The 18,936-nt window shown below is 68.2% G+C and carries 15 protein-coding genes and 2 tRNA genes; 11 read left to right on the top strand and 6 right to left on the bottom strand.

The window, feature by feature from the left end; translation table 11 throughout:
* Positions 1–126 precede the first annotated feature (126 nt).
* Positions 127–1,521 carry an amino acid permease gene (locus OHB13_RS11255; RefSeq protein ID WP_328376956.1) on the bottom strand — a complete coding sequence of 465 codons (1,395 nt, stop codon included), beginning with the start codon at positions 1,519–1,521 and terminating at the stop codon, positions 127–129.
* 295 nt (positions 1,522–1,816) lie between these two features.
* Between OHB13_RS11255 and OHB13_RS11250 the strand changes: the two genes are divergently transcribed.
* Entirely contained in the window at positions 1,817–2,401 is a 585-nt protein-coding gene (locus OHB13_RS11250) for a biotin transporter BioY (protein WP_328376955.1), read from the top strand.
* 90 nt (positions 2,402–2,491) lie between these two features.
* Here OHB13_RS11250 and OHB13_RS11245 read toward each other — a convergent pair whose 3' ends face one another.
* Complete coding sequence (locus OHB13_RS11245; protein WP_328376954.1) at positions 2,492–3,925, bottom strand: amino acid permease; 1,434 nt, start codon at positions 3,923–3,925, stop codon at positions 2,492–2,494.
* Positions 3,926–4,011: 86 nt separating this feature from the next.
* Here OHB13_RS11245 and OHB13_RS11240 point away from each other — a divergent pair, with 86 nt between their 5' ends.
* Both OHB13_RS11240 and OHB13_RS11235 read left to right on the top strand, forming a co-directional pair.
* Positions 4,012–4,500: a ribose-5-phosphate isomerase gene (locus OHB13_RS11240; RefSeq protein ID WP_328376953.1), complete on the top strand. Its 489-nt coding sequence runs from the start codon at positions 4,012–4,014 to the stop codon at positions 4,498–4,500.
* Between the two features lie 7 nt (positions 4,501–4,507).
* A complete protein-coding gene (locus tag OHB13_RS11235) occupies positions 4,508–5,317 on the top strand; it encodes an Fpg/Nei family DNA glycosylase (protein ID WP_328376952.1) in 810 nt (269 codons plus the stop codon).
* A 16-nt stretch (positions 5,318–5,333) separates the two neighbouring features.
* Here the strand turns inward: OHB13_RS11235 and OHB13_RS11230 are convergent, their stop codons facing one another.
* On the bottom strand, positions 5,334–6,563 hold the full coding sequence (locus tag OHB13_RS11230; protein ID WP_328376951.1) for a GNAT family N-acetyltransferase: 1,230 nt from the start codon (positions 6,561–6,563) through the stop codon (positions 5,334–5,336).
* Between the two features lie 104 nt (positions 6,564–6,667).
* Between OHB13_RS11230 and OHB13_RS11225 the strand changes: the two genes are divergently transcribed.
* Positions 6,668–7,831, top strand: a complete 1,164-nt coding sequence (locus tag OHB13_RS11225) for a PP2C family protein-serine/threonine phosphatase (RefSeq protein WP_328376950.1) — start codon at positions 6,668–6,670, stop codon at positions 7,829–7,831.
* 201 nt (positions 7,832–8,032) lie between these two features.
* On the opposite strand, the gene OHB13_RS11220 is transcribed toward OHB13_RS11225, so the two are convergent.
* Complete coding sequence (locus tag OHB13_RS11220; protein ID WP_328376949.1) at positions 8,033–9,220, bottom strand: acyltransferase family protein; 1,188 nt, start codon at positions 9,218–9,220, stop codon at positions 8,033–8,035.
* Between the two features lie 498 nt (positions 9,221–9,718).
* On the opposite strand from OHB13_RS11220, the gene OHB13_RS11215 reads away from it, so the two are divergent.
* The gene (locus tag OHB13_RS11215; protein WP_164261160.1) at positions 9,719–9,913 is read left to right on the top strand and encodes a hypothetical protein; all 195 of its coding nucleotides are present in this window, start codon (positions 9,719–9,721) and stop codon (positions 9,911–9,913) included.
* Between the two features lie 175 nt (positions 9,914–10,088).
* Here OHB13_RS11215 and OHB13_RS11210 read toward each other — a convergent pair.
* Positions 10,089–10,162, bottom strand: a tRNA-Gly gene (locus tag OHB13_RS11210).
* Between the two features lie 163 nt (positions 10,163–10,325).
* On the opposite strand from OHB13_RS11210, the gene OHB13_RS11205 reads away from it, so the two are divergent.
* From OHB13_RS11205 to clpX, 5 genes are all read left to right on the top strand, one after another.
* A tRNA-Pro gene (locus OHB13_RS11205) sits at positions 10,326–10,402 on the top strand.
* Between the two features lie 116 nt (positions 10,403–10,518).
* Positions 10,519–11,922: a trigger factor gene (gene tig, locus OHB13_RS11200; RefSeq protein ID WP_328376948.1), complete on the top strand. Its 1,404-nt coding sequence runs from the start codon at positions 10,519–10,521 to the stop codon at positions 11,920–11,922.
* A gap of 282 nt (positions 11,923–12,204) precedes the next feature.
* A complete protein-coding gene (locus OHB13_RS11195; protein ID WP_323183829.1) occupies positions 12,205–12,822 on the top strand; it encodes an ATP-dependent Clp protease proteolytic subunit in 618 nt (205 codons plus the stop codon).
* A 52-nt stretch (positions 12,823–12,874) separates the two neighbouring features.
* Complete coding sequence (locus OHB13_RS11190) at positions 12,875–13,558, top strand: ATP-dependent Clp protease proteolytic subunit (RefSeq protein ID WP_164261167.1); 684 nt, start codon at positions 12,875–12,877, stop codon at positions 13,556–13,558.
* A gap of 156 nt (positions 13,559–13,714) precedes the next feature.
* Positions 13,715–15,007, top strand: a complete 1,293-nt coding sequence (clpX, locus tag OHB13_RS11185; RefSeq protein WP_266857025.1) for an ATP-dependent Clp protease ATP-binding subunit ClpX — start codon at positions 13,715–13,717, stop codon at positions 15,005–15,007.
* Positions 15,008–15,127: 120 nt separating this feature from the next.
* On the opposite strand, the gene OHB13_RS11180 is transcribed toward clpX, so the two are convergent.
* On the bottom strand, positions 15,128–16,165 hold the full coding sequence (locus tag OHB13_RS11180) for a hypothetical protein (RefSeq protein ID WP_266857027.1): 1,038 nt from the start codon (positions 16,163–16,165) through the stop codon (positions 15,128–15,130).
* A 138-nt stretch (positions 16,166–16,303) separates the two neighbouring features.
* Here OHB13_RS11180 and OHB13_RS11175 point away from each other — a divergent pair, with 138 nt between their 5' ends.
* Positions 16,304–18,925, top strand: a complete 2,622-nt coding sequence (locus OHB13_RS11175) for a valine--tRNA ligase (protein ID WP_328376947.1) — start codon at positions 16,304–16,306, stop codon at positions 18,923–18,925.
* Positions 18,926–18,936 lie beyond the last annotated feature (11 nt).

The following is an 18,936-nucleotide window of genomic DNA, read 5'->3' as shown; positions in this document are numbered from 1 at the left end:
TGGGCCGTCGTACGGCCACGCGGGCGCACTGCCATGCGCGGACAGCCGAGTGTGGACAGCCGTGCGCGGACAGCCGGAAGGGCGGGCGCCCTGTGCGGCGCCCGCCCTTCCGGTCCCTCTGTCGCGTCAGCTGCCGGCGACGCCCGCCGGTGCACTCCCGCGCCGCCGTGCGCTCAACTCCCGTACGCCCGCCGCCACCAGCACCACGGCCGTCGCGCCCAGCGACCACAGCAGCTGCGGACGCGCCGTGGCATCGGTCAGCATCAGGACGAAGACGGCGGCCAGACCGGCCAGCGTCACCCAGGTCAGCCAGGGGAAGCCCCACATCCTCAGCTGCAGCAGCTCCGGGGTGTCCCGCTCGATCATGCGGCGCAGCCGCAGCTGGGAGGCCGCGATCAGGGCCCAGACGAACAGCAGCACCGCGCCGACCGCGTTGAGCATGTAGAGGAAGACCGAGTCGGGCCACTTCAGATTGAGCAGGACCGACACGAAGCCGAAGGTGACGGAGGCGAGGACCGCCCGGCGCGGCACGCTGCCGGTGACCTTGAGCAGCCCGCGCGGCGCCTCGCCCCGCTCGGCCAGCGAGAAGATCATCCGCGATGAGCCGTACAGGTTGGCGTTCAGCGCGGAGAGCATCGCCACGAACACGACGATGTTCATGATGGTTCCCGCGGACGGCACGCCGATCGAGTCGAGCACCGTCACATAGGGGGAGAGCCCCGCCTTCTGCGCGCTCCAGGGCAGCACCGTCACGATGACCAGCATCGACCCCACGTAGAAGAAGAGGATCCGGAACACCGCGCTGCGCACCGCCCGGCCGACCGCGCGCACCGGGTTCTCCGTCTCCGCCGCGGCGATCGTCACGACCTCAAGACCGCCGAAGGCGAAGACGACCGCGAGCACGCCGGAGATGACGCCGTGCCAGCCGTGCGGCAGGAAGCCGCCCTGCCGGGTGAGGTTGGTCAGCCCGACCGGGTCGGTGTCCGGGAGCACGCCGAAGACCGCCAGCAGTCCGAGCGCCAGGAAGAGGACGATCGCGCCGATCTTCAGCGCCGCGAACCAGAACTCGAACTCGCCGAAGTTCCGCACGGCCGCGAGGTTGGCGACGGTGAAGACCACCATGAAGACCAGTACCCAGGTCCACTGCGGTATGCCGGGCACCCAGCCGTTGGCGATCTGGGCCGCGGCCGTCGCCTCCACCGCGAGGACGACCACCAGCAGGAACCAGTACAGCCACCCGACCGTGAACCCGGCCCAGCGCCCCAGTGCCCGCTCCGCGTGCACTGAGAAGGAGCCGGAAGCGGGGAGCGCCGACGACATCTCGCCGAGCATCCGCATCACCAGCATCGCGAGTGTGCCCGCGATCAGATAGGAGACGACGATGCCGGGGCCCGCCACGGCGATGCCCGCGCCCGAACCCACGAAGAGCCCGGCGCCGATCACCCCGCCCAGGCCGAGCATGGTCAGGTGGCGCTGCTTCAGCCCGACGGAGAGAGGTTCCGCCTGGAGTGGTTCGGACATGTCAATGCTCGCGATGCTCTGGATGATGGCGCTGGACGTTTTGGCCAGCTGATCTGGCCGACCGTTTTGGTGAGATCCCACAGTGTCCCCAAGTGGCCACCCGTTCCGCAACGGAGATGCACCTGCCCCGGACCTTCAGTGACGAGCATCACGCGGGAAGATGGTTGAACCACTCGCTTTGTATGAAACCAACCAAAGCCCCAACCTCCGCTTTGTGGGCCGCTGATGGTGATCCGGGCCGGGCCGCCGCGCTAACGTCAGCCTGTCCCCACCTGCCCTCACCCGCGGAGTCCCGATGAGTACTGCTGCCGCCACCACCCGCCCCGGAGCGGTTCTCGCCGACCTGCTGCCTGCCACCCGTACGCGCGACATCGCGCTCGTGCTCGGCGGCGCCGCGCTCACCGGCATCGCGGCGCAGATCGCCGTGCCGATCCCCGGCTCCCCGGTCCCGGTCACCGGACAGACCTTCGCGGTGCTCCTGGTGGGCGCCGCGCTCGGCGCGCGCCGCGGCTTCCTCTCCCTCGCGCTGTACACGCTGGTGGGCATGGCGGGTATGCCGTGGTTCGCCGGCGGCACGTCGGGCACCGGCAGCGCCTCGTTCGGCTACGTCCTGGGGATGCTGCTCGCATCGGCCGCGGTCGGCGCGCTGGCCCGGCGCGGCGGCGACCGGTCCGTGCTGCGCACCGCGGGGACCATGGTGCTCGGCTCGGCGATCATCTACGCGGTCGGCGTCCCGTACCTGGCGCTGACCACCGGCCTTTCGGCCTCCGCGGCCATCGCCGCCGGTCTCGTCCCGTTCCTCATCGGTGACGCGCTGAAGGCGGCCCTCGCGATGGGCGTGCTGCCGAGCGCCTGGAAGCTGGCGGGCCGCCGCGGCTGATCCCCGCGACCGACGGACAGAAATGCGGGAGGGGCCGCACCCGGTTCGCCGGGTGCGGCCCCTCCCGCATGGGTTGCGGACGTGTACGGATCAGCCGTCGGCCGCGGCCGGGGCAGCCGCCGCGACGGTCTTCCGCCGCCGGTCCCGCACCACCGCGACCACCAGCACCAGCGCGCCCACCAGCACCGAGAGCAGCATCTGCTTGCGCCCGTCGGTGTCGTACAGCATGTAGCCGACCACGAAGAGGATCAGGGCGATCGTCGCCCAGGTCAGATACGGGTACAGCCACATCCGTACGGTCAGCAGCTCCGGGTTCTCCCGCTCGATCCTGCGGCGCATCCGCAGCTGCGAGAAGCAGATGACCAGCCAGACGAAGAGGGCCACCGCGCCCGACGAGTTCAGCAGGAACTGGAAGACGGTGTCCTGGGCGATGTAGTTGAAGAACACCGCCACAAAGCCGAACGCGACGGACGCCCAGATCGCGACGGCGGGTACGCCGCCCCGGTTGACCGTGGCGAACGCCTTCGGGGCGTCACCGCGCTGACCGAGCGAGAAGGCCATCCTGGAGGCCGTGTACAGACCGGAGTTGAGACAGGAGAGCACCGCGGTCAGCACCACGATGTCCATGATCGTGCCGGCGCCGGGGATGTCCAGCGAGTCGAGCACGGCCACGTACGGACTGGCCGTGACCGCCTTGGAGTCCCACGGCAGCAGCGTGACGATGACGAAGATCGAGCCGATGTAGAACAGCGCGATCCGCCAGATCACGCTGTTGACCGCCTTGCGGACGGCCTGCACCGGGTTGGGCGACTCGGCGGCGGCCAGCGTCACGATCTCCGAGCCCATGAAGGAGAAGACGACCAGCAGCATCCCGGAGAGGATCGCGCCCGGCCCGTTCGGCAGGAATCCGCCGTGCCCGGTCAGATTGCTCATCCCGGCCGGGTCGCCGCCCGGCGGCAGGCCGAACACGGCGAGCAGCCCGATCACGATGAAGGCAATGATCGAGACGACCTTGATCCCGGCGAACCAGAATTCGAATTCGCCGAAGGAGCCGACCGAGACCAGGTTGGTGCCGGTCAGCACCAGCATCACCAGGAGCGCCCACGCCCACTGCGGTATCGCGGGCACCCACCCGGTGAGGATGGAAGCGGCCGCGGTCGCTTCCACGGCGAGGACCACGGCCCAGAAGAACCAGTAGAGCCAGCCGATGGTGAACCCGGCCCACCGGCCGAGCGCCCGGTCCGCGTATGTGGAGAAGGAACCGGAGACCGGATCCGCCGCGGCCATCTCGCCCAGCATCCGCATCACCAGGACGACGAGCAGCCCGGTCAGCGCGTACGAGAGCAGAATGCCGGGGCCCGCGGCGTTGATCCCGGCCCCGGAGCCCACGAACAGCCCCGCGCCGATCACACCGCCGATGGCGATCATCGAGAGATGACGGTTCTTCAGGCCGGCCTGAAGTCCGTCGGGAGAATCGCCACCGGGCGATCTGTCAGCGACCCGCGAAGGAGGTGCAGCACTCATGCTCTCTGTCCTTAATTGTCGCGAACGGGTCACGCATACGTGCCCCGACCAGGCGTCCCACCTACCCGGCGTGCCACACTCGAAGCATGCGCGTGTACCTCGGTTCCGATCATGCCGGTTACGAACTCAAGAACCACCTCGTCGAGTGGCTCACCGCCCACGGCCATGAGCCCGTGGACTGCGGTCCCCACATCTACGACGCCGTGGACGACTACCCGCCGTTCTGCCTCCGGGCCGCCGTGAAGACGGCCGCGGACCCCGACAGCCTCGGCGTCGTCATCGGTGGCTCCGGCAATGGTGAGCAGATCGCGGCCAACAAGGTCAAGGGGGTACGGGCGGTGCTCGCTTGGAGTGAGCAGACCGCAGCTCTCGGTCGTGAGCACAACAACGCCAACGTCATCTCCGTCGGCGGCCGGATGCACACGCAGGAGGAGGCGCTGAAGTTCGTGGAGATCTTCCTCAACACCCCGTACTCCGGCGAGGAGCGCCACCAGCGCCGCATCGACATGCTCACCGCATACGAGGCGACCGGCGAACTGCCGCCCGTCCCGGCCCACCACCCGCAGAAGGACTAACTTCTCAGTGCCCGAGGGCCACACCATCCACCGACTGGCCGCCGACCACTTCGAGAGGTTCGGCGGCCGGCCTGTGCGTGCCTCCAGTCCGCAGGGCAAGTTCTCCGGCAGTGCGGCGCTCATCGACCGCCGCACCCTGGAGACCGCCGAGGCGCACGGGAAGCATCTGTTCCTGGGTTTCGGCGCGGGCGGCTGGGTCCATATCCACCTCGGTCTGTTCGGAAAGCTGGGCTTCGGCACCGCGCCCGCCGCGCCGCCCACCGACACCGTCCGGCTGCGCCTGGTCAACGACGACGCGTACGCCGACCTGCGCGGCCCGACCACCTGCGCGCTGATCACGGACGGCGAGAAGCAGGCGATACACGACCGGCTCGGCCCCGACCCGCTCCGCCCCGAGGACTCCGGCGACCGCGCCTGGTCCCGCATCTCCCGCTCCCGTACGACCGTGGCCGCCCTGCTCATGGACCAGAAGGTGATCGCGGGCGTCGGCAACGTCTACCGCGCCGAGGTCCTCTTCCGGCACGGCATCGACCCGTACCGCGCGGGCAAGGACCTGACCCGCGCCGAGTGGGACGCTGTCTGGGCCGACCTCGTGGACCTGATGCGGGAGGGCGTACGGAACAACCGCATCGACACCGTCCGCCCCGAGCACATGCCCGAGGCGACCGGCCGGGCGCCGAGGGTCGACGACCACGGCGGTGAGGTGTACGTCTACCGCCGGGCCGCGATGCCCTGCCACCTCTGCGGCGCCGAGATCCGCACCGCACCGCTGGCCGCCCGCAACCTCTTCTGGTGCCCGGACTGCCAGCAGCGCTAGCGGACCGCCCGCACGCTCAGAACCCGTGCGGCAGCCAGGGCGCCTTGTCCGAACCGAAGGCGAGCGATGCCCCGGCCAGCGTGCCGGGCCGCAGCTCCCGCACCAGACCGGCATCCGCCAGCGCCGTGAGCGGCGTACCGCCCAGATAGGCGGCGCCCAGCTCCTGTACGGACAGTTCGAGGTCGGCCGGGTCGTCGGTCCGCACACAGGACGCGCCCCGGGCGTCCCCGGTCAGCCGCCAACGCCCGCTGTTCCAGGGGCAGAAGGCGTCCTCGACGCCGAACACCGCATCCACCGGGGCCCGGTAGGTACGGCCTTCGAGCGCCGCCCCCACATCCACCAGCCGCAGATGCAGCACATCGCGCACCTGGACCCGGCACCGGCGGATGTCCGACACCAGATACTGCCAGGGGTCGTCGAGCGGGCGGTTGTGGACGCGCACCGTCGACGTCAGGTCGATGCCGAACAGGAACCGCCACAGAGCCGCGGATGCCGCGGGGTCCACCGCGTCGATGTGCCGCAGGGTGACGGAGCCATCGGGGCCCGCCGCGTCGGAGTCGATCTTCGTACGGAAACGGACGTACCCCACCATCTCGCCGTCCCGCTCGGCGACCACGCACTGCAGCGGCGACGCACCCCCACGCTCGGAGGGCGGGTCGAGCAGCGGCATCCGCTCCCATCCCGGCGTCCGCTGGAGCATTCCGGGGCGCGAACCGATGGAGCGCACATACAGTGCCTCGCACTGCGCGGCCACCTCATCGACCGGCGCGTACCGCAGCCGTACGGCGTCGGTCCCGGGCGGCGCCGCGAGCGTCACCCGCGCCGTGTCGATCTCGGCCGCCAACTGCCGGGAGGCGATGCCGTATCCGAAGCGTCCGTAGATCGCCGGCTCCGAAGCGGTCAGTACGGCCAGCGGTTCTCCGAGCGCCCGTACGTCGTCCAACTGCCGCCGCATCATGGATGTCAGGATCCCGCGCCGCCGGTGCGTCGCCGCCACGCTGACCATGGTCACGCCCGCCGCCGGTACGTAAGCGCCCCCCGGTACCGAGAGCTTGAAGCTGAACGCCCCCGCCGTACCCACACACAGGTCACCGTCCCAGGCGCCGATCGAGCGCTCGAACTCGGTGAGATCCTCCCAGAGCGCGCGCTCATCGGGCGATTCGTCGAACCCGCCGAAGGCCCGCATCAACCCCCGGTACCAGGTGTCCATGGTGTCGCGGCGCAGTACCTTCAGTTCGGTATCCATGAACCATCCCTACCAGCGGGGCCCATGCCGGGCGAGTCAATTTCGAACGCGATGTCACAGGGTCCCCCTGCGCGGGACCCGCACGGGTGGATAAGGTCCGGGCAATGGCCGGTCGCGTCGGAGAAGAAGCGTTCACGGCCCGGATGCGGAAGTCGGTGCACCGGGCCAGGACCGTGCTGCGCCGGTCCGGTGTCGACTACTTCCGCGGCGACGGCTCCGAAGGGCTCGCCCTCGCCACGCTCCTGCTGACCGTCCCCGCGCTGGCCTGGGCGACCATCCTCACCCCGGTCTGGTGCTCGCCCTCGACGCTGGTGCTGCCCATCGTGGCCGGCGGACTGCTGCTGCGCCCGGCGAGCCTGCTGGGCCTCTACGCCGCGGCGGCCGCCGCCCTCATCGTCGAGTCGGTCAAGCTCGGTCCGTACACCGACGGGGCCACGCCGGTCACCCCCGGCACGGTCCTCACGGTGGCCGCCTGCGGGCTCTTCGGCCTGCTCATCGCGCAGTTCCGCAGCCGGGTCGGGGTGCCGTGGCGGCGCGGCGGGACCATGCTCTTCGACCTGCGTGAACGGATCCGCGTCCAGAGCAAACTCCCGCGGCTGCCCCAGGGCTGGCACCGCGAGATGGCGCTGCGGCCCGCCGGCGGTCAGTCCTTCTCGGGCGACTTCGTGGTCGCCGGGCGCACCTGTGGGGGCCGCACCCTGGAAGTCGTCCTCACGGACGTCTCCGGCAAGGGGATGGACGCGGGCTCCCGGGCCCTGCTGCTCTCGGGTGCCTTCGGCGGTCTGCTCGGCTCGCTCCCGCCCCATGACTTCCTGCCGGCCGCCAACGGCTATCTGCTGCGCCAGGACTGGGACGAGGGGTTCGCCACCTCGATCCATCTGGTCCTCGACCTGGACACGGGCGACTACGAACTCCTCTCGGCCGGCCACCTCCCGGCGCTCCAACTGCACGCGGGCAGCGGTCTGTGGGAGGAGAAGTCGGGCGAAGGCCCGCTCCTCGGTGTCTACGACGGCGCCGAGTTCGACGCGGCCAAGGGGTCACTCGGCCCCGGCGACGTCCTGATGCTCTTCACGGACGGGCTGGTCGAGGCGCCCGACCGCGACATCAGCGAGGGGATCGACCGGCTGACGGGGGAGGCCGACCGCTATGTCGCCAGCACCTTCGAGGGCGCGGCGTGGCATCTCATCGAGGCGGTGGCCAAGGACGTCAACGACGACAGGGCGCTGCTGCTGATCTGCCGGGACAGCGACGCGGGGCCCATGCTGTAACCGGCTCCGGTCGCGCGTTCGCTCTGTTACGCAGTTGCCCTATTACGCAGTTGCCCTATTACGCAGTTGCCCTGTGACGCGATTGCTCTGCTGCGCAGTTGAGCCCCGTCCAACGGTTCTCCGTCGGACGGGGCTCAACTGCGGGCGGTGTGCTGCTGGTTCAGCTCCGGAGGCCGGGCCCGGGGCTGGGTTCCGTTCGGATCAGGCCGGAACCTTCTCGCGCTCGCGCTCCCGATTCCGTGCGTTCTCCACCGGGTCGGACCGGAACGCCCACTTCATCTCGGGTTCCGTCGCGAAGCGCATCACGCGCCGCACCGGCGGGGTGCAGAACAGCGTGACGGCGGCCGCCATGAAGAGCGTTGCGAAGATCTCGCCCAGCGGGCTCTTCAGCCAGCTGTAGTCGTCGATCAGACCCGCGTACTCGATGGTCTTGATGAGCAGACCGTGCAGCAGATAGCCGCAGAGCGTGCCGGCGCCGAGCGCGGTGAACCAGGTCTTGCGGCGCGGCACGAGGGCCAGGAAGCACGCGGTCAGCACCAGCCCGCAGACGGTGAGGCCGAGCGTCATCACGACGCCCTCCCACCAGTCGACGCCGAGCTGCTGGGCGCTGGTGCCCCGGTAGAACCAGTTGAGCGTCATTCTGGGCGCCGCCCAGTAGGCGAACACCACCGTGACCAGCATGATCGCGACGGCCACCGGCCGCGCACCCCGGCGCTGCACCCACTGGAAGTGCTCGGGCTTGAGCTTCAGACCCAGCACGAAGAACGGCAGGAACTGGAGGACCCGCTGCAGATCGAGGTCGTCGCCGATGTTGGGGGTGATCGACGCGAGGATCGCGATGACGAGCGAGATGGTCATCGGATAGCGCAGATTGAGCCAGATTGGCGTGGTGAGCCGCCAGATGAAGAGGGCGATCAGGAACCACGTCAGGAAGTACGGGTCGAGCAGGCTGATCTGGTGACCGGGGTCGTTGTTGCCCCACTTCTCGTAGAGCGAGTAAGTGGTCTCGAAGATCACATAAGGAACGACGACACCCGTCACCAGCCGACGCAGCCGGTCGGGTCGCATGTCGAAACTGCGGGAGAAATATCCCGAGATAATGATGAATGCAGGCATATGGAACGTGTAGACGAACATGTACAGCGCCCGCGTGGTGCGGCTGCCGTCCATGATCGGCTCCCACGCGTGCGCCATGGCCACGAGCACGATGGCCAGGAACTTCGCGTTGTCGAAGAGAGCGTTGCGCTCCTTCTTGGCGCCGGGGGCAGGCGCCTGTACATGCGCTGTGTCCGGTCTGGGCGGCGCCTGTGAGGCTGTGGAGGTTTCGGGTTCCGTCTCCCGCGCCAGGGGGAGTGGGGCCCGCTGATATCCGTGTGGAGCATGAACCATTCGAGGAACCCTAGCGTCGCGTGAGGGAATCCGTAAAACCCTCTCCGGTGTCTGTGATATTCGCAGTACGTCTGCCCCCGCGGCTTACCTTTACTACCCTGATCTTATGTATGCATATGGGGTAACTCATCCCACTTAAATGGCGCATAACGACGCCCTTCGGGACCCGCTTCAGAGGCCGTCCGGTGGCTGCTCGGGCTTATCGCAATCGCCTGTGAACAAAATGTGTGGACAGTGAAACGATCGATTCGGATTTATCCCCGCGAGTGGCGGACCGCACAGTCCGGAAATTGCCGTCGCGCACCCCGGCGGCGCCCGCGCGCCGGGCACCGGGGCGGGACGCGCGGGGAGCGCGGGATGGCGCGATCCGATCGGCGCCGTTTCGTCACCGGGCAACAACCACAGGCCTGTTGGTGGCACCATGGACCAGCGGAAGAAGTGCTGGAGCGGCATCGTTCCCGGCCGGCAAGGCGGACCGACCAAGGGTTGTGATCAGTTGTGGCCATTTCACTGTCAGTGGTGCTGCTGTTGGCGATCGTCCTTGTGGTGTTGATCCGTGGTGGATCCATCAAGGCCGGTCCCGCGATCGTCGCCATGCTCTTCGGCTTCTTCCTGGCGTCGACGGGCATGGCTCCGTCGATCAACAGGTTCCTCAACTCGATAGCTGACACGATCAATCAGATCAAGTTCTAGCGCCGGAGCCCCGGCTCCAGACGTCCCGGCCGGCACCGGCGAACGGTGCCGGCCGCGGCGTGCGCGGCGGCCCTGCCGGTGAGGGAATCGGCGGGCGGCGGAACCGGTGATCGGTGGCTGAAACAGCAGTCGGCCCGGCCGGTGAAGGTGCTCACCGGCCGGGCCGACTGCTGTGTGGAGCGGGCGACGGGAATCGAACCCGCGTAGCTAGTTTGGAAGACTAGGGCTCTACCATTGAGCTACGCCCGCATGAGCCGCCGGTCGGAGCGACCGCGGCACGAGAAGCATCGTAGCGGGTCGGACCCGGTCCGCGCACACCCGTTCCGTGCTGCGTGGATCCGCGGGAACGCCATGCCCCCGATAACACTGCCACGGTGCGGCGGGCGGCCATGTACCCTACGTCTCGCACCGACGGGGTGTGGCGCAGCTTGGTAGCGCGTCCGCTTTGGGAGCGGAAGGTCGTCGGTTCGAATCCGGCCACCCCGACCAGCAGCAAGATCGCATTGTGGGTCTCCTCCTGCTTGCCGTTACTATGCAAGCTGTGTGCCCGCGTGTCTCTAAAACCGGGCAGAGATTCTGAAGTCAGCCCCCAAGGAGACCGAACCGTGAAGAGCGCCGTGGAGACCCTGAACCCGACTCGGGTTCGGCTCAGCATCGAGGTGCCCTTCGAGGAGCTCAAGGACAGCCTCGACGCGGCGTACAAGAAGATCAACGAGCAGGTCACGGTGAAGGGCTTCCGTAAGGGCAAGATCCCGAACCGCGTGATCGACCAGCGCTTCGGCCGCGGTGCGGTGCTGGAGGAGGCCGTCAACGACGCCCTCCCGAAGTTCTACACCGAGGCCGTCAACGAGGGTGAGCTGAATGTCCTCGGCCAGCCCGAGGTCGACATCACGGAGCTCAAGGACGGCGAGCTGCTCTCCTTCACCGCCGAGGTCGACGTCCGGCCCGAGATCGAGATCCCGGACTACTCCGGCATCGAGGTCGAGGTCGACGCGGTCGACGTCAGCGACGAGGACGTCGACAAGGCCGTCGAGGAGCTGCGTGGCCGCTTCGCGTCCACCAACCCCGTCGAGCGCGCCGCCGCCGAGGGTGACGTCGTCACCATCGACCTGGAGGCCAAGGTCGACGGCGAGGTCCTGGAGGACGGCGTGGCCGAGGGTGTCTCGTACACCATCGGCTCCGGTGAGCTGCTCGACGGGATCGACGAGGCCGTGACCGGTCTGGAGGCCGGTGGCGAGGCCACCTTCACCTCCGAGCTCAAGGGCGGCTCCGCCGAGGGCAAGCCCGCCGAGGTCACCGTCAAGGTCACCGCGGTCGCCGCTCGTGAACTTCCCGGCCTGGACGATGACTTCGCGCAGCTGGCGAGCGAGTTCGACACGCTGGACGAGCTCAAGGCCGACAGCCGCAAGCGCCTCGAAAGCACCAAGCAGTACGAGCAGGCCACCCAGGCCCAGGAGCGCGTCCTCGACGAGCTGCTGAGGCTGGCGGAGGTCCCGATCCCCGAGAAGCTTCTTGAGGACGAGATCAACACCCGCAAGCACAACCTGGAGCACCACCAGCTCGGCCAGATGGGCCTCGACCTCGCCAAGTACCTGGAGATCCAGGGCAAGACCGAGGAAGAGTTCACGGCCGAGACCAAGGAGCAGGCCGAGAAGGGCATCAAGACCCAGTTCATTCTCGACGAGCTGGTCAACAAGGAGAAGCTGAACGTCAACCAGGAGGAGCTCACCGAGCACCTCATGCGGCGCGCCCAGTCCTCCGGCATGAGCCCCGACCAGTTCGCCCAGGCGGTCGTCGAGGGTGGCCAGGTCCCGATGCTCGTCGGCGAGGTGGCCCGCGGAAAGGCCCTCGCGGTCGTCGTCGAGGCCGTCAAGGTCAAGGACACGAACGGTGAGGTCGTCGACCTGAGCGACGACGAGGACGAGGCTGACGAGGCCGCCGAGGACGCAGCGGTCACCGAGACCGCCGAGGCGTCCGCGGACGAGACCGAGGCCAAGCCGGAGGCCTGAGCCTCCACCGGTCTCGGCCGGGCCGGTCTCCGATCCGGCCGGTTCTGATCTCGATCAAAGCGAAGGGTCCGGGCGTGCCGCACGTCCGGACCCTTCGTCGTACGCACGCGCCGGGCCTACCTTGCGCTCCCAGCGAACAGTTCGGGAAGCGGGATGGCGTTGTCCTACCTGCGCGTTAGGGTCCATGAAGAGGAGAGCCCGGGAGTAGGAAACCACCCCCGGACTCCTGCTGTACGAAGACGCTGAGACGGCCGGAGCCGTCAGAGACGAGCAGGTGGATACGTGACGAATCTGATGCCTTACGCCGCCGGCGAGCCCAACATCGGTGGCGGCCTCGGCGACCAGGTCTACAACCGACTGCTCGGTGAGCGGATCATCTTCCTCGGCCAGCAGGTCGACGACGAGATCGCCAACAAGATCACCGCGCAGCTGCTCCTCCTTGCCGCCGATCCGGAAAAGGACATCTTCCTTTACATCAACAGCCCCGGCGGCTCGGTGACGGCAGGCATGGCGGTCTACGACACCATGCAGTACATCCCGAACGACGTGGTCACCATCGGTATGGGCCTCGCGGCCTCGATGGGCCAGTTCCTGCTGACCGGTGGCACCGCCGGCAAGCGCTTCGCGCTCCCCAACACCGACATCCTGATGCACCAGGGCTCGGCCGGTCTCGGCGGCACCGCATCGGACATCAAGATCCAGGCCCAGCAGCTGCTCCGTACGAAGAAGCGCATGGCCGAGATCACCGCCCGGCACTCCGGCCAGACCGTCGATGCGATCATCCGCGACGGTGACCGCGACCGCTGGTACACGGCGGATGAGGCCAAGGAGTACGGCCTCATCGACGAGATCATCTCCTCCGCCTCGGGCGTTCCGGGCGGCGGCGGCACCGGGGCATGACGCCCCGCATCCCTGCCTCCGACCCCCGACCGACCACTTGAACGCCACCAGGATGGTGAACACCAGCATGAACGACTACTCCGCCTCCGCCAGCGGCCTCTACACCGGTCCGCAGGTCGACAACCGCTACATCGTTCCGCGCTTCGTCGAGCGCACCTCGCAGGGCGTGCGCGAGTACGACCCGTACGCGAAGCTCTTCGAGGAGCGCGTGATCTTCCTCGGTGTGCAGATCGACGACGCCTCCGCCAACGACGTCATGGCGCAGCTGCTCTGCCTGGAGTCGATGGACCCGGACCGGGACATCTCCATCTACATCAACAGCCCCGGTGGCTCGTTCACCGCGCTGACCGCGATCTACGACACCATGCAGTTCGTGAAGCCGGACATCCAGACGGTCTGCATGGGCCAGGCGGCCTCCGCCGCCGCGGTCTTGCTGGCGGCCGGCACCCCCGGAAAGCGCATGGCGCTCCCGAACGCCCGTGTGCTGATCCACCAGCCGTCCTCGCAGACCGGCCGTGAGCAGCTCTCCGACCTGGAGATCGCGGCCAACGAAATCCTGCGTATGCGGACCCAGTTGGAAGACCTGCTGGCCAAGCACTCGACGACGCCGGTGGAGAAGATCCGCGACGACATCGAGCGCGACAAGATCCTCACGGCCGAGGACGCCCTCGCCTACGGCCTGGTCGACCAGATCGTTTCGACCCGTAAGGGCTCCGTGGGAATGATGACCACCTGATGGCCATTTGATTTACCTTCCGTCCCCTGGCACGGTGCACGTCAAAGTGAACCGTGCCAAGGGGGGCCCGAACGAGGGGCCCGGCAAGGTACCGTCGAATATGAGGCACCAGGAGACGCTGAACGTGGCGCCTCCCAGGCGAAGGGGAAGCACCTCGTGGCACGCATCGGTGATGGCGGCGACCTGCTCAAGTGCTCGTTCTGCGGGAAGAGCCAGAAGCAGGTGAAGAAGCTCATCGCAGGCCCCGGGGTGTACATCTGCGACGAGTGCATTGATCTCTGCAACGAGATCATTGAGGAAGAGCTCGCGGAGACCTCCGAAGTGCGGTGGGAGGAACTGCCCAAACCGCGCGAGATCTATGAGTTCCTTGAGGGATACGTCGTCGGGCAGGAGCCCGCGAAGAAGGCCCTCTCGGTAGCGGTCTACAACCACTACAAGCGCGTCCAGGCCGGTGAGAACGGCGGCGGCGCCAGCCGCGAGGACGCGATCGAACTCGCCAAGTCCAACATCCTGCTGCTGGGCCCCACCGGCTCCGGCAAGACGCTGCTCGCCCAGACGCTGGCCCGGATGCTCAACGTCCCGTTCGCCATCGCGGACGCGACAGCGCTGACGGAGGCCGGCTATGTCGGCGAGGACGTCGAGAACATCCTGCTCAAGCTGATCCAGGCCGCCGACTACGACGTCAAGAAGGCCGAGACCGGCATCATCTACATCGACGAGATCGACAAGGTCGCCCGCAAGAGCGAGAACCCGTCGATCACCCGTGATGTTTCCGGCGAGGGCGTCCAGCAGGCCCTGCTGAAGATCCTGGAGGGCACCACCGCGTCGGTGCCGCCGCAGGGCGGCCGCAAGCACCCGCACCAGGAGTTCATCCAGATCGACACCACGAACGTGCTGTTCATCGTGGGCGGCGCGTTCTCCGGTCTGGAGCGGATCATCGAGTCCCGGGCGGGCGCGAAGGGCATCGGCTTCGGCGCCACCATCCGCTCCAAGCGGGAGATCGAGGCCAGCGACCAGTTCCAGGAGGTCATGCCGGAGGACCTGGTGAAGTTCGGGATGATCCCCGAGTTCATCGGCCGCCTCCCGGTCCTGACCTCGGTGCACAACCTGGACCGCGAGGCGCTGCTGCAGATCCTGGTCGAGCCGCGCAACGCACTGGTGAAGCAGTACCAGCGCCTCTTCGAACTCGACGGTGTGGAGCTGGACTTCGACCGTCCCGCGCTGGAGGCCATCGCCGACCAGGCGATCCTGCGCGGCACCGGGGCGCGCGGCCTGCGCGCCATCATGGAGGAGGTCCTCCAGTCGGTGATGTACGAGGTGCCGTCCCGCAAGGACGTCGCCCGGGTCGTCATCACGGCGGACGTCGTCCGGGACAACGTGAACCCGACGCTGGTCCCGCGCGAGCCGCGGATCGTCGGCAACGACGGACGGCACGAGAAGTCCGCGTAACCGCGGCTGTGTTGAGTGCGTACGCGATGAGCGCGCAGATGAGCTGAGTACGAACGGCGAAGGGGCGCCGGCCGGTCCATACGGACCCGGCCGGCGCCCCTTCGGTCTGAGCGCGAGCGGCTACTGCTTGACGCGGGACGTGTTGTACACCTTGGCCGTGAGGGCCGCGGCGTCGTCCAGCGAGAGCGACTGATGGGTCATGATCAGCGACACATCGGTGTTCTGCACGATCCCGAGGGTGCTGTAGTCCGCCCAGACACAGATGGGCAGTACGAAGGTCTTCGGCACCTGCGATGTGGGATCACTGCTGTCGCCGGTGCTGCTGGCAGTGTTCGTGACCTTGGCGTTCTGACACTTCATGAGAGCGCCGCTGAAGCCGGCCGGTGTGACCGTCTTGGGGCTGTCCTGGAGCTCGACCTTGAGGCCGCCGGACGCGGTCTTGGCGATATTGGCCTTGGAGAGCGCGAACGCCCCGTCCAGGGCCTGCTCCGGGTCGTCGATCGTGCCCCAGAGACCGGAGAGGTTGAGGTCCTTCTCGGTCAGGTTCGAACCGGTCTTGTAGGCGGCGCCCATCTTCGAGGGGTTCTTGATGCCCAGGGCCTCGGCCTTCTCCTTGCCGCCCGCGGCCCACGCCGACTGGTCGGCGCCCTGCTGCTTCTGGTACTCGTCGATCGAAGCGGGGGCCACGAGCTTGTACCCCTTGGTGGCGGCCGAGACATCGCTGTTGCCGCCGCCCTGCGAGGTCAGCAGATAGACCCCGCCGCCGATCACCGCGACCGCCACGATCACCGCGCCGACGATCAGGCCCGTCTTCTTCTTCGGGGCCTGCGGGGGCGGCGGCACCTGGCCGTACGCGGGCTGCTGTCCGTACGGCGGCTGCTGGGGCTGCTGGCTGTACGGGTTCGGCTGGCCCGGCTGCTGCTGCGGGTATCCGTACCCCTGCGGCGGGACGCCCTGCGGCGGGACGCCCTGCGGGGGCTGCTGCGGGTAGCCGTAGCCGGGCTGCGGCTGGCCGGCGGGCTGGCCGTACGGGTTGCCGGGCTGCTGCTGGGGCTGCTGCGGCTGTCCGTACGGTCCGGGCTGCTGAGGCGGCTGCTGTCCGTACGGACCTGGCTGCTGAGGCTGTTGTCCGTACGGTCCCGGCTGGTTGTAGCTCATGGACTGTGGTCCCCCTCTGGATTCTTACGTGATGCGAACATCCTGACGGACGCCCGTACGCGCCGGGGAGACGGGGGCCACAGTCTCACCAAAGATTCCCGTTTCAGTACGGGACCGTGACGCCCTTAAACTGAACCCGTGACCGAGAACTCATCGCAGACTCCAGCGCCCATCACCGAACTGCCGACCCAGTACGCGCCGGCCGAGGTAGAGGGGAAGCTGTACGAGCGCTGGGTGGAGCGCGGTTACTTCGAGGCCGACGCCAAGAGCGACAAGCCCCCGTTCACCATCGTCATCCCGCCGCCGAACGTCACGGGCGCCCTGCACCTGGGCCATGCCTTCCAGCACACGCTGATGGACGCCCTCACCCGCCGCAAGCGCATGCAGGGCTATGAGGCCCTGTGGCTGCCCGGTATGGACCACGCCGGTATCGCCACCCAGAACAAGGTCGAGCAGCAGCTCGCCGAGGAGGGCAAGTCCCGCCAGGACCTGGGGCGCGAGGAGTTCACCGCGCGCGTCTGGCAGTGGAAGGAGCAGTACGGCGGCAAGATCCTCGGGCAGATGCGCCGTCTCGGGGACGGGGTCGACTGGTCCCGTGAGCGGTTCACCATGGACGAGGGGCTGTCCCAGGCCGTCCAGACCATCTTCAAGAAGCTCTACGACGACGAGCTGATCTACCGCGCCGAGCGCATCATCAACTGGTGCCCGCGCTGTCTCACCGCGATCTCCGACATCGAGGTCGACTACCAGGACGACGACGGCGAGCTGGTCTCGCTCAAGTACGGCGAGGGCGACGAGACCCTGGTCGTCGCGACCACCCGGGTCGAGACGATGCTCGGTGACACCGGGATCGCCGTCCACCCCGACGACGCCCGGTACGCGCACCTCATCGGCAAGCGGATCAAGCTGCCGCTGACCGACCGGACCATCCCGGTCGTCGCGGACACGCACGTCGACCCGGAGTTCGGCACCGGCGCCGTCAAGGTGACGCCCGCCCATGACCCGAACGACTTCGCCATCGGCCAGCGGCACGGCCTGGAGTCCATGACGATCATGGACGAGCGCGGAGTCATCACGGTCCCCGGCCCGTTCCACGGGCTCGACCGGTTCGAGGCGCGCTCCACGATCGTCGAGGCCATGCGGGAGCAGGGCCGTATCGTCGCCGAGAAGCGCCCGTACACGCACTCCGTCGGCCACTGCTCGCGCTGCAAGACGACCGTCGAGCCCCGGCTCTCCCTCCAGTGGTGGGTCAAGGTCGAGACGCTCGCCAAGGACGCGGGCGACGCGGTCCGCGACGGCCGCGTCACGATCCACCCGAAGGAGATGGAGAAGCGCTACTTCGACTGGGTCGACAACCTCAACGACTGGTGCATCTCACGCCAGTTGTGGTGGGGCCACCGGATCCCCGTCTGGTACGGCCCGGAGGGCGAGGTCGTCTGCGTCGGACCGGACGACGAAGTGCCCACCGGTGAGGGCTGGCGCCAGGACGAGGACGTCCTCGACACCTGGTTCTCCTCCGGCCTGTGGCCGTTCTCCACGCTCGGCTGGCCGGAGCGGACCCCGGACCTGGAGAAGTTCTACCCGACCGACGTCCTGGTCACCGGCCACGACATCATCTTCTTCTGGGTCGCCCGGATGATGATGTTCGGTCTCTACGCGATGGACGGCGTCGCACCGTTCCACACGATCGCGCTGACCGGTCTCGTCCGTGACGAGAACGGCAAGAAGATGTCCAAGTCCTTCGGCAACGTGGTCGACCCGCTGGAGTGGATGGACGAGTACGGCTCCGACGCCGTCCGCTTCACCCTCGCCAACGGCGCCAACCCCGGTGCGGACGTGCCGATCGGCGAGGACTGGGTCAAGGCGTCGCGGAACTTCGCCAACAAGATCTGGAACGCGACCCGCTTCGCGCTGATGAACGGCGCCACCGTCGAGGGCGAACTGCCGCCCGTCGAGAAGCAGTCGGCCAACGACCGGTGGATCCTGTCGCGGCTGAACGCGGTCGTCGCCGAGGCGGACGCGTACTACGACGACTACCAGTTCGCCAAACTCGCCGACACCCTCTACCACTTCGCGTGGGACGAGGTCTTCGACTGGTACGTCGAGCTGTCGAAGACGACGTTCTTCGCGGGCGGCGAGCCCGCCAAGGTCTCGGCGCGGGTCCTCGGCGAGGTCCTCGACGTGATGCTGCGACTGCTCCACCCGATCGTCCCGTTCGTCACCGAGACGCTGTGGACCACGCTCACCGGCAAGGAGTCGGTCGTCGTGGCCGACTGGCCGAAGGACTCCGGCTTCCGGGACAGCGCGGCCGAGCAGGAGATCCTGCTGGTCCAGCAGGTCATCACCGAGGTCCGCCGCTTCCGCTCCGACCAGGGGCTGCAGCCGGGCCAGAAGGTCCCGGCCCAGCTCGACCTGACGGGCACGGCGCTGGCGCCCCACGAGGCGTCCATCCGCCAGGTGCTGCGGCTCCAGCCGGCGGGGGAGGGCTTCCAGGCCACCGCATCGCTGCCGGTCGCGGGTGCCAAGGTCGCACTGGACCTGTCGGGGACCATCGACGTGGCGGCCGAGCGCAAGCGGCTGACCAAGGACCTCGGCGCCGCCGAGAAGGAGAAGGCGCAGGCGCTCGGGAAGCTCGGCAACGAGGCGTTCCTGGCGAAGGCACCGGACAACGTGGTCGACAAGATCCGTACGCGCCTCGCCAAGGCCGAGACGGACATGGAGCGGATCCAGGCCCAGCTGGACGGGCTGCCGCAGGCGTAGCGCAGGCGGGC

It is taken from the genome of Streptomyces sp. NBC_00440 (assembly GCF_036014215.1).
Lineage (GTDB): Bacteria > Actinomycetota > Actinomycetes > Streptomycetales > Streptomycetaceae > Streptomyces.
Note: the sequence above shows the minus strand (reverse complement) of the source record. Positions and strands in the feature narration are given on the sequence as shown.

Bases quoted from the DNA above. Each gene is read 5' to 3' on its own strand.
- OHB13_RS11230 (WP_328376951.1), bottom strand. From the start codon at position 6,563: ATGGATACCGAACTGAAGGTACTGCGCCGCGACACCATGGACACCTGG.
- OHB13_RS11220 (WP_328376949.1), bottom strand. From the start codon at position 9,220: ATGGTTCATGCTCCACACGGATATCAGCGGGCCCCACTCCCCCTGGCG.
- OHB13_RS11255 (WP_328376956.1), bottom strand. From the start codon at position 1,521: ATGTCCGAACCACTCCAGGCGGAACCTCTCTCCGTCGGGCTGAAGCAG.
- OHB13_RS11245 (WP_328376954.1), bottom strand. From the start codon at position 3,925: ATGAGTGCTGCACCTCCTTCGCGGGTCGCTGACAGATCGCCCGGTGGC.
- OHB13_RS11180 (WP_266857027.1), bottom strand. From the start codon at position 16,165: ATGAGCTACAACCAGCCGGGACCGTACGGACAACAGCCTCAGCAGCCA.
- OHB13_RS11250 (WP_328376955.1), top strand. From the start codon at position 1,817: ATGAGTACTGCTGCCGCCACCACCCGCCCCGGAGCGGTTCTCGCCGAC.
- OHB13_RS11190 (WP_164261167.1), top strand. From the start codon at position 12,875: ATGGTGAACACCAGCATGAACGACTACTCCGCCTCCGCCAGCGGCCTC.
- OHB13_RS11240 (WP_328376953.1), top strand. From the start codon at position 4,012: ATGCGCGTGTACCTCGGTTCCGATCATGCCGGTTACGAACTCAAGAAC.
- OHB13_RS11225 (WP_328376950.1), top strand. From the start codon at position 6,668: ATGGCCGGTCGCGTCGGAGAAGAAGCGTTCACGGCCCGGATGCGGAAG.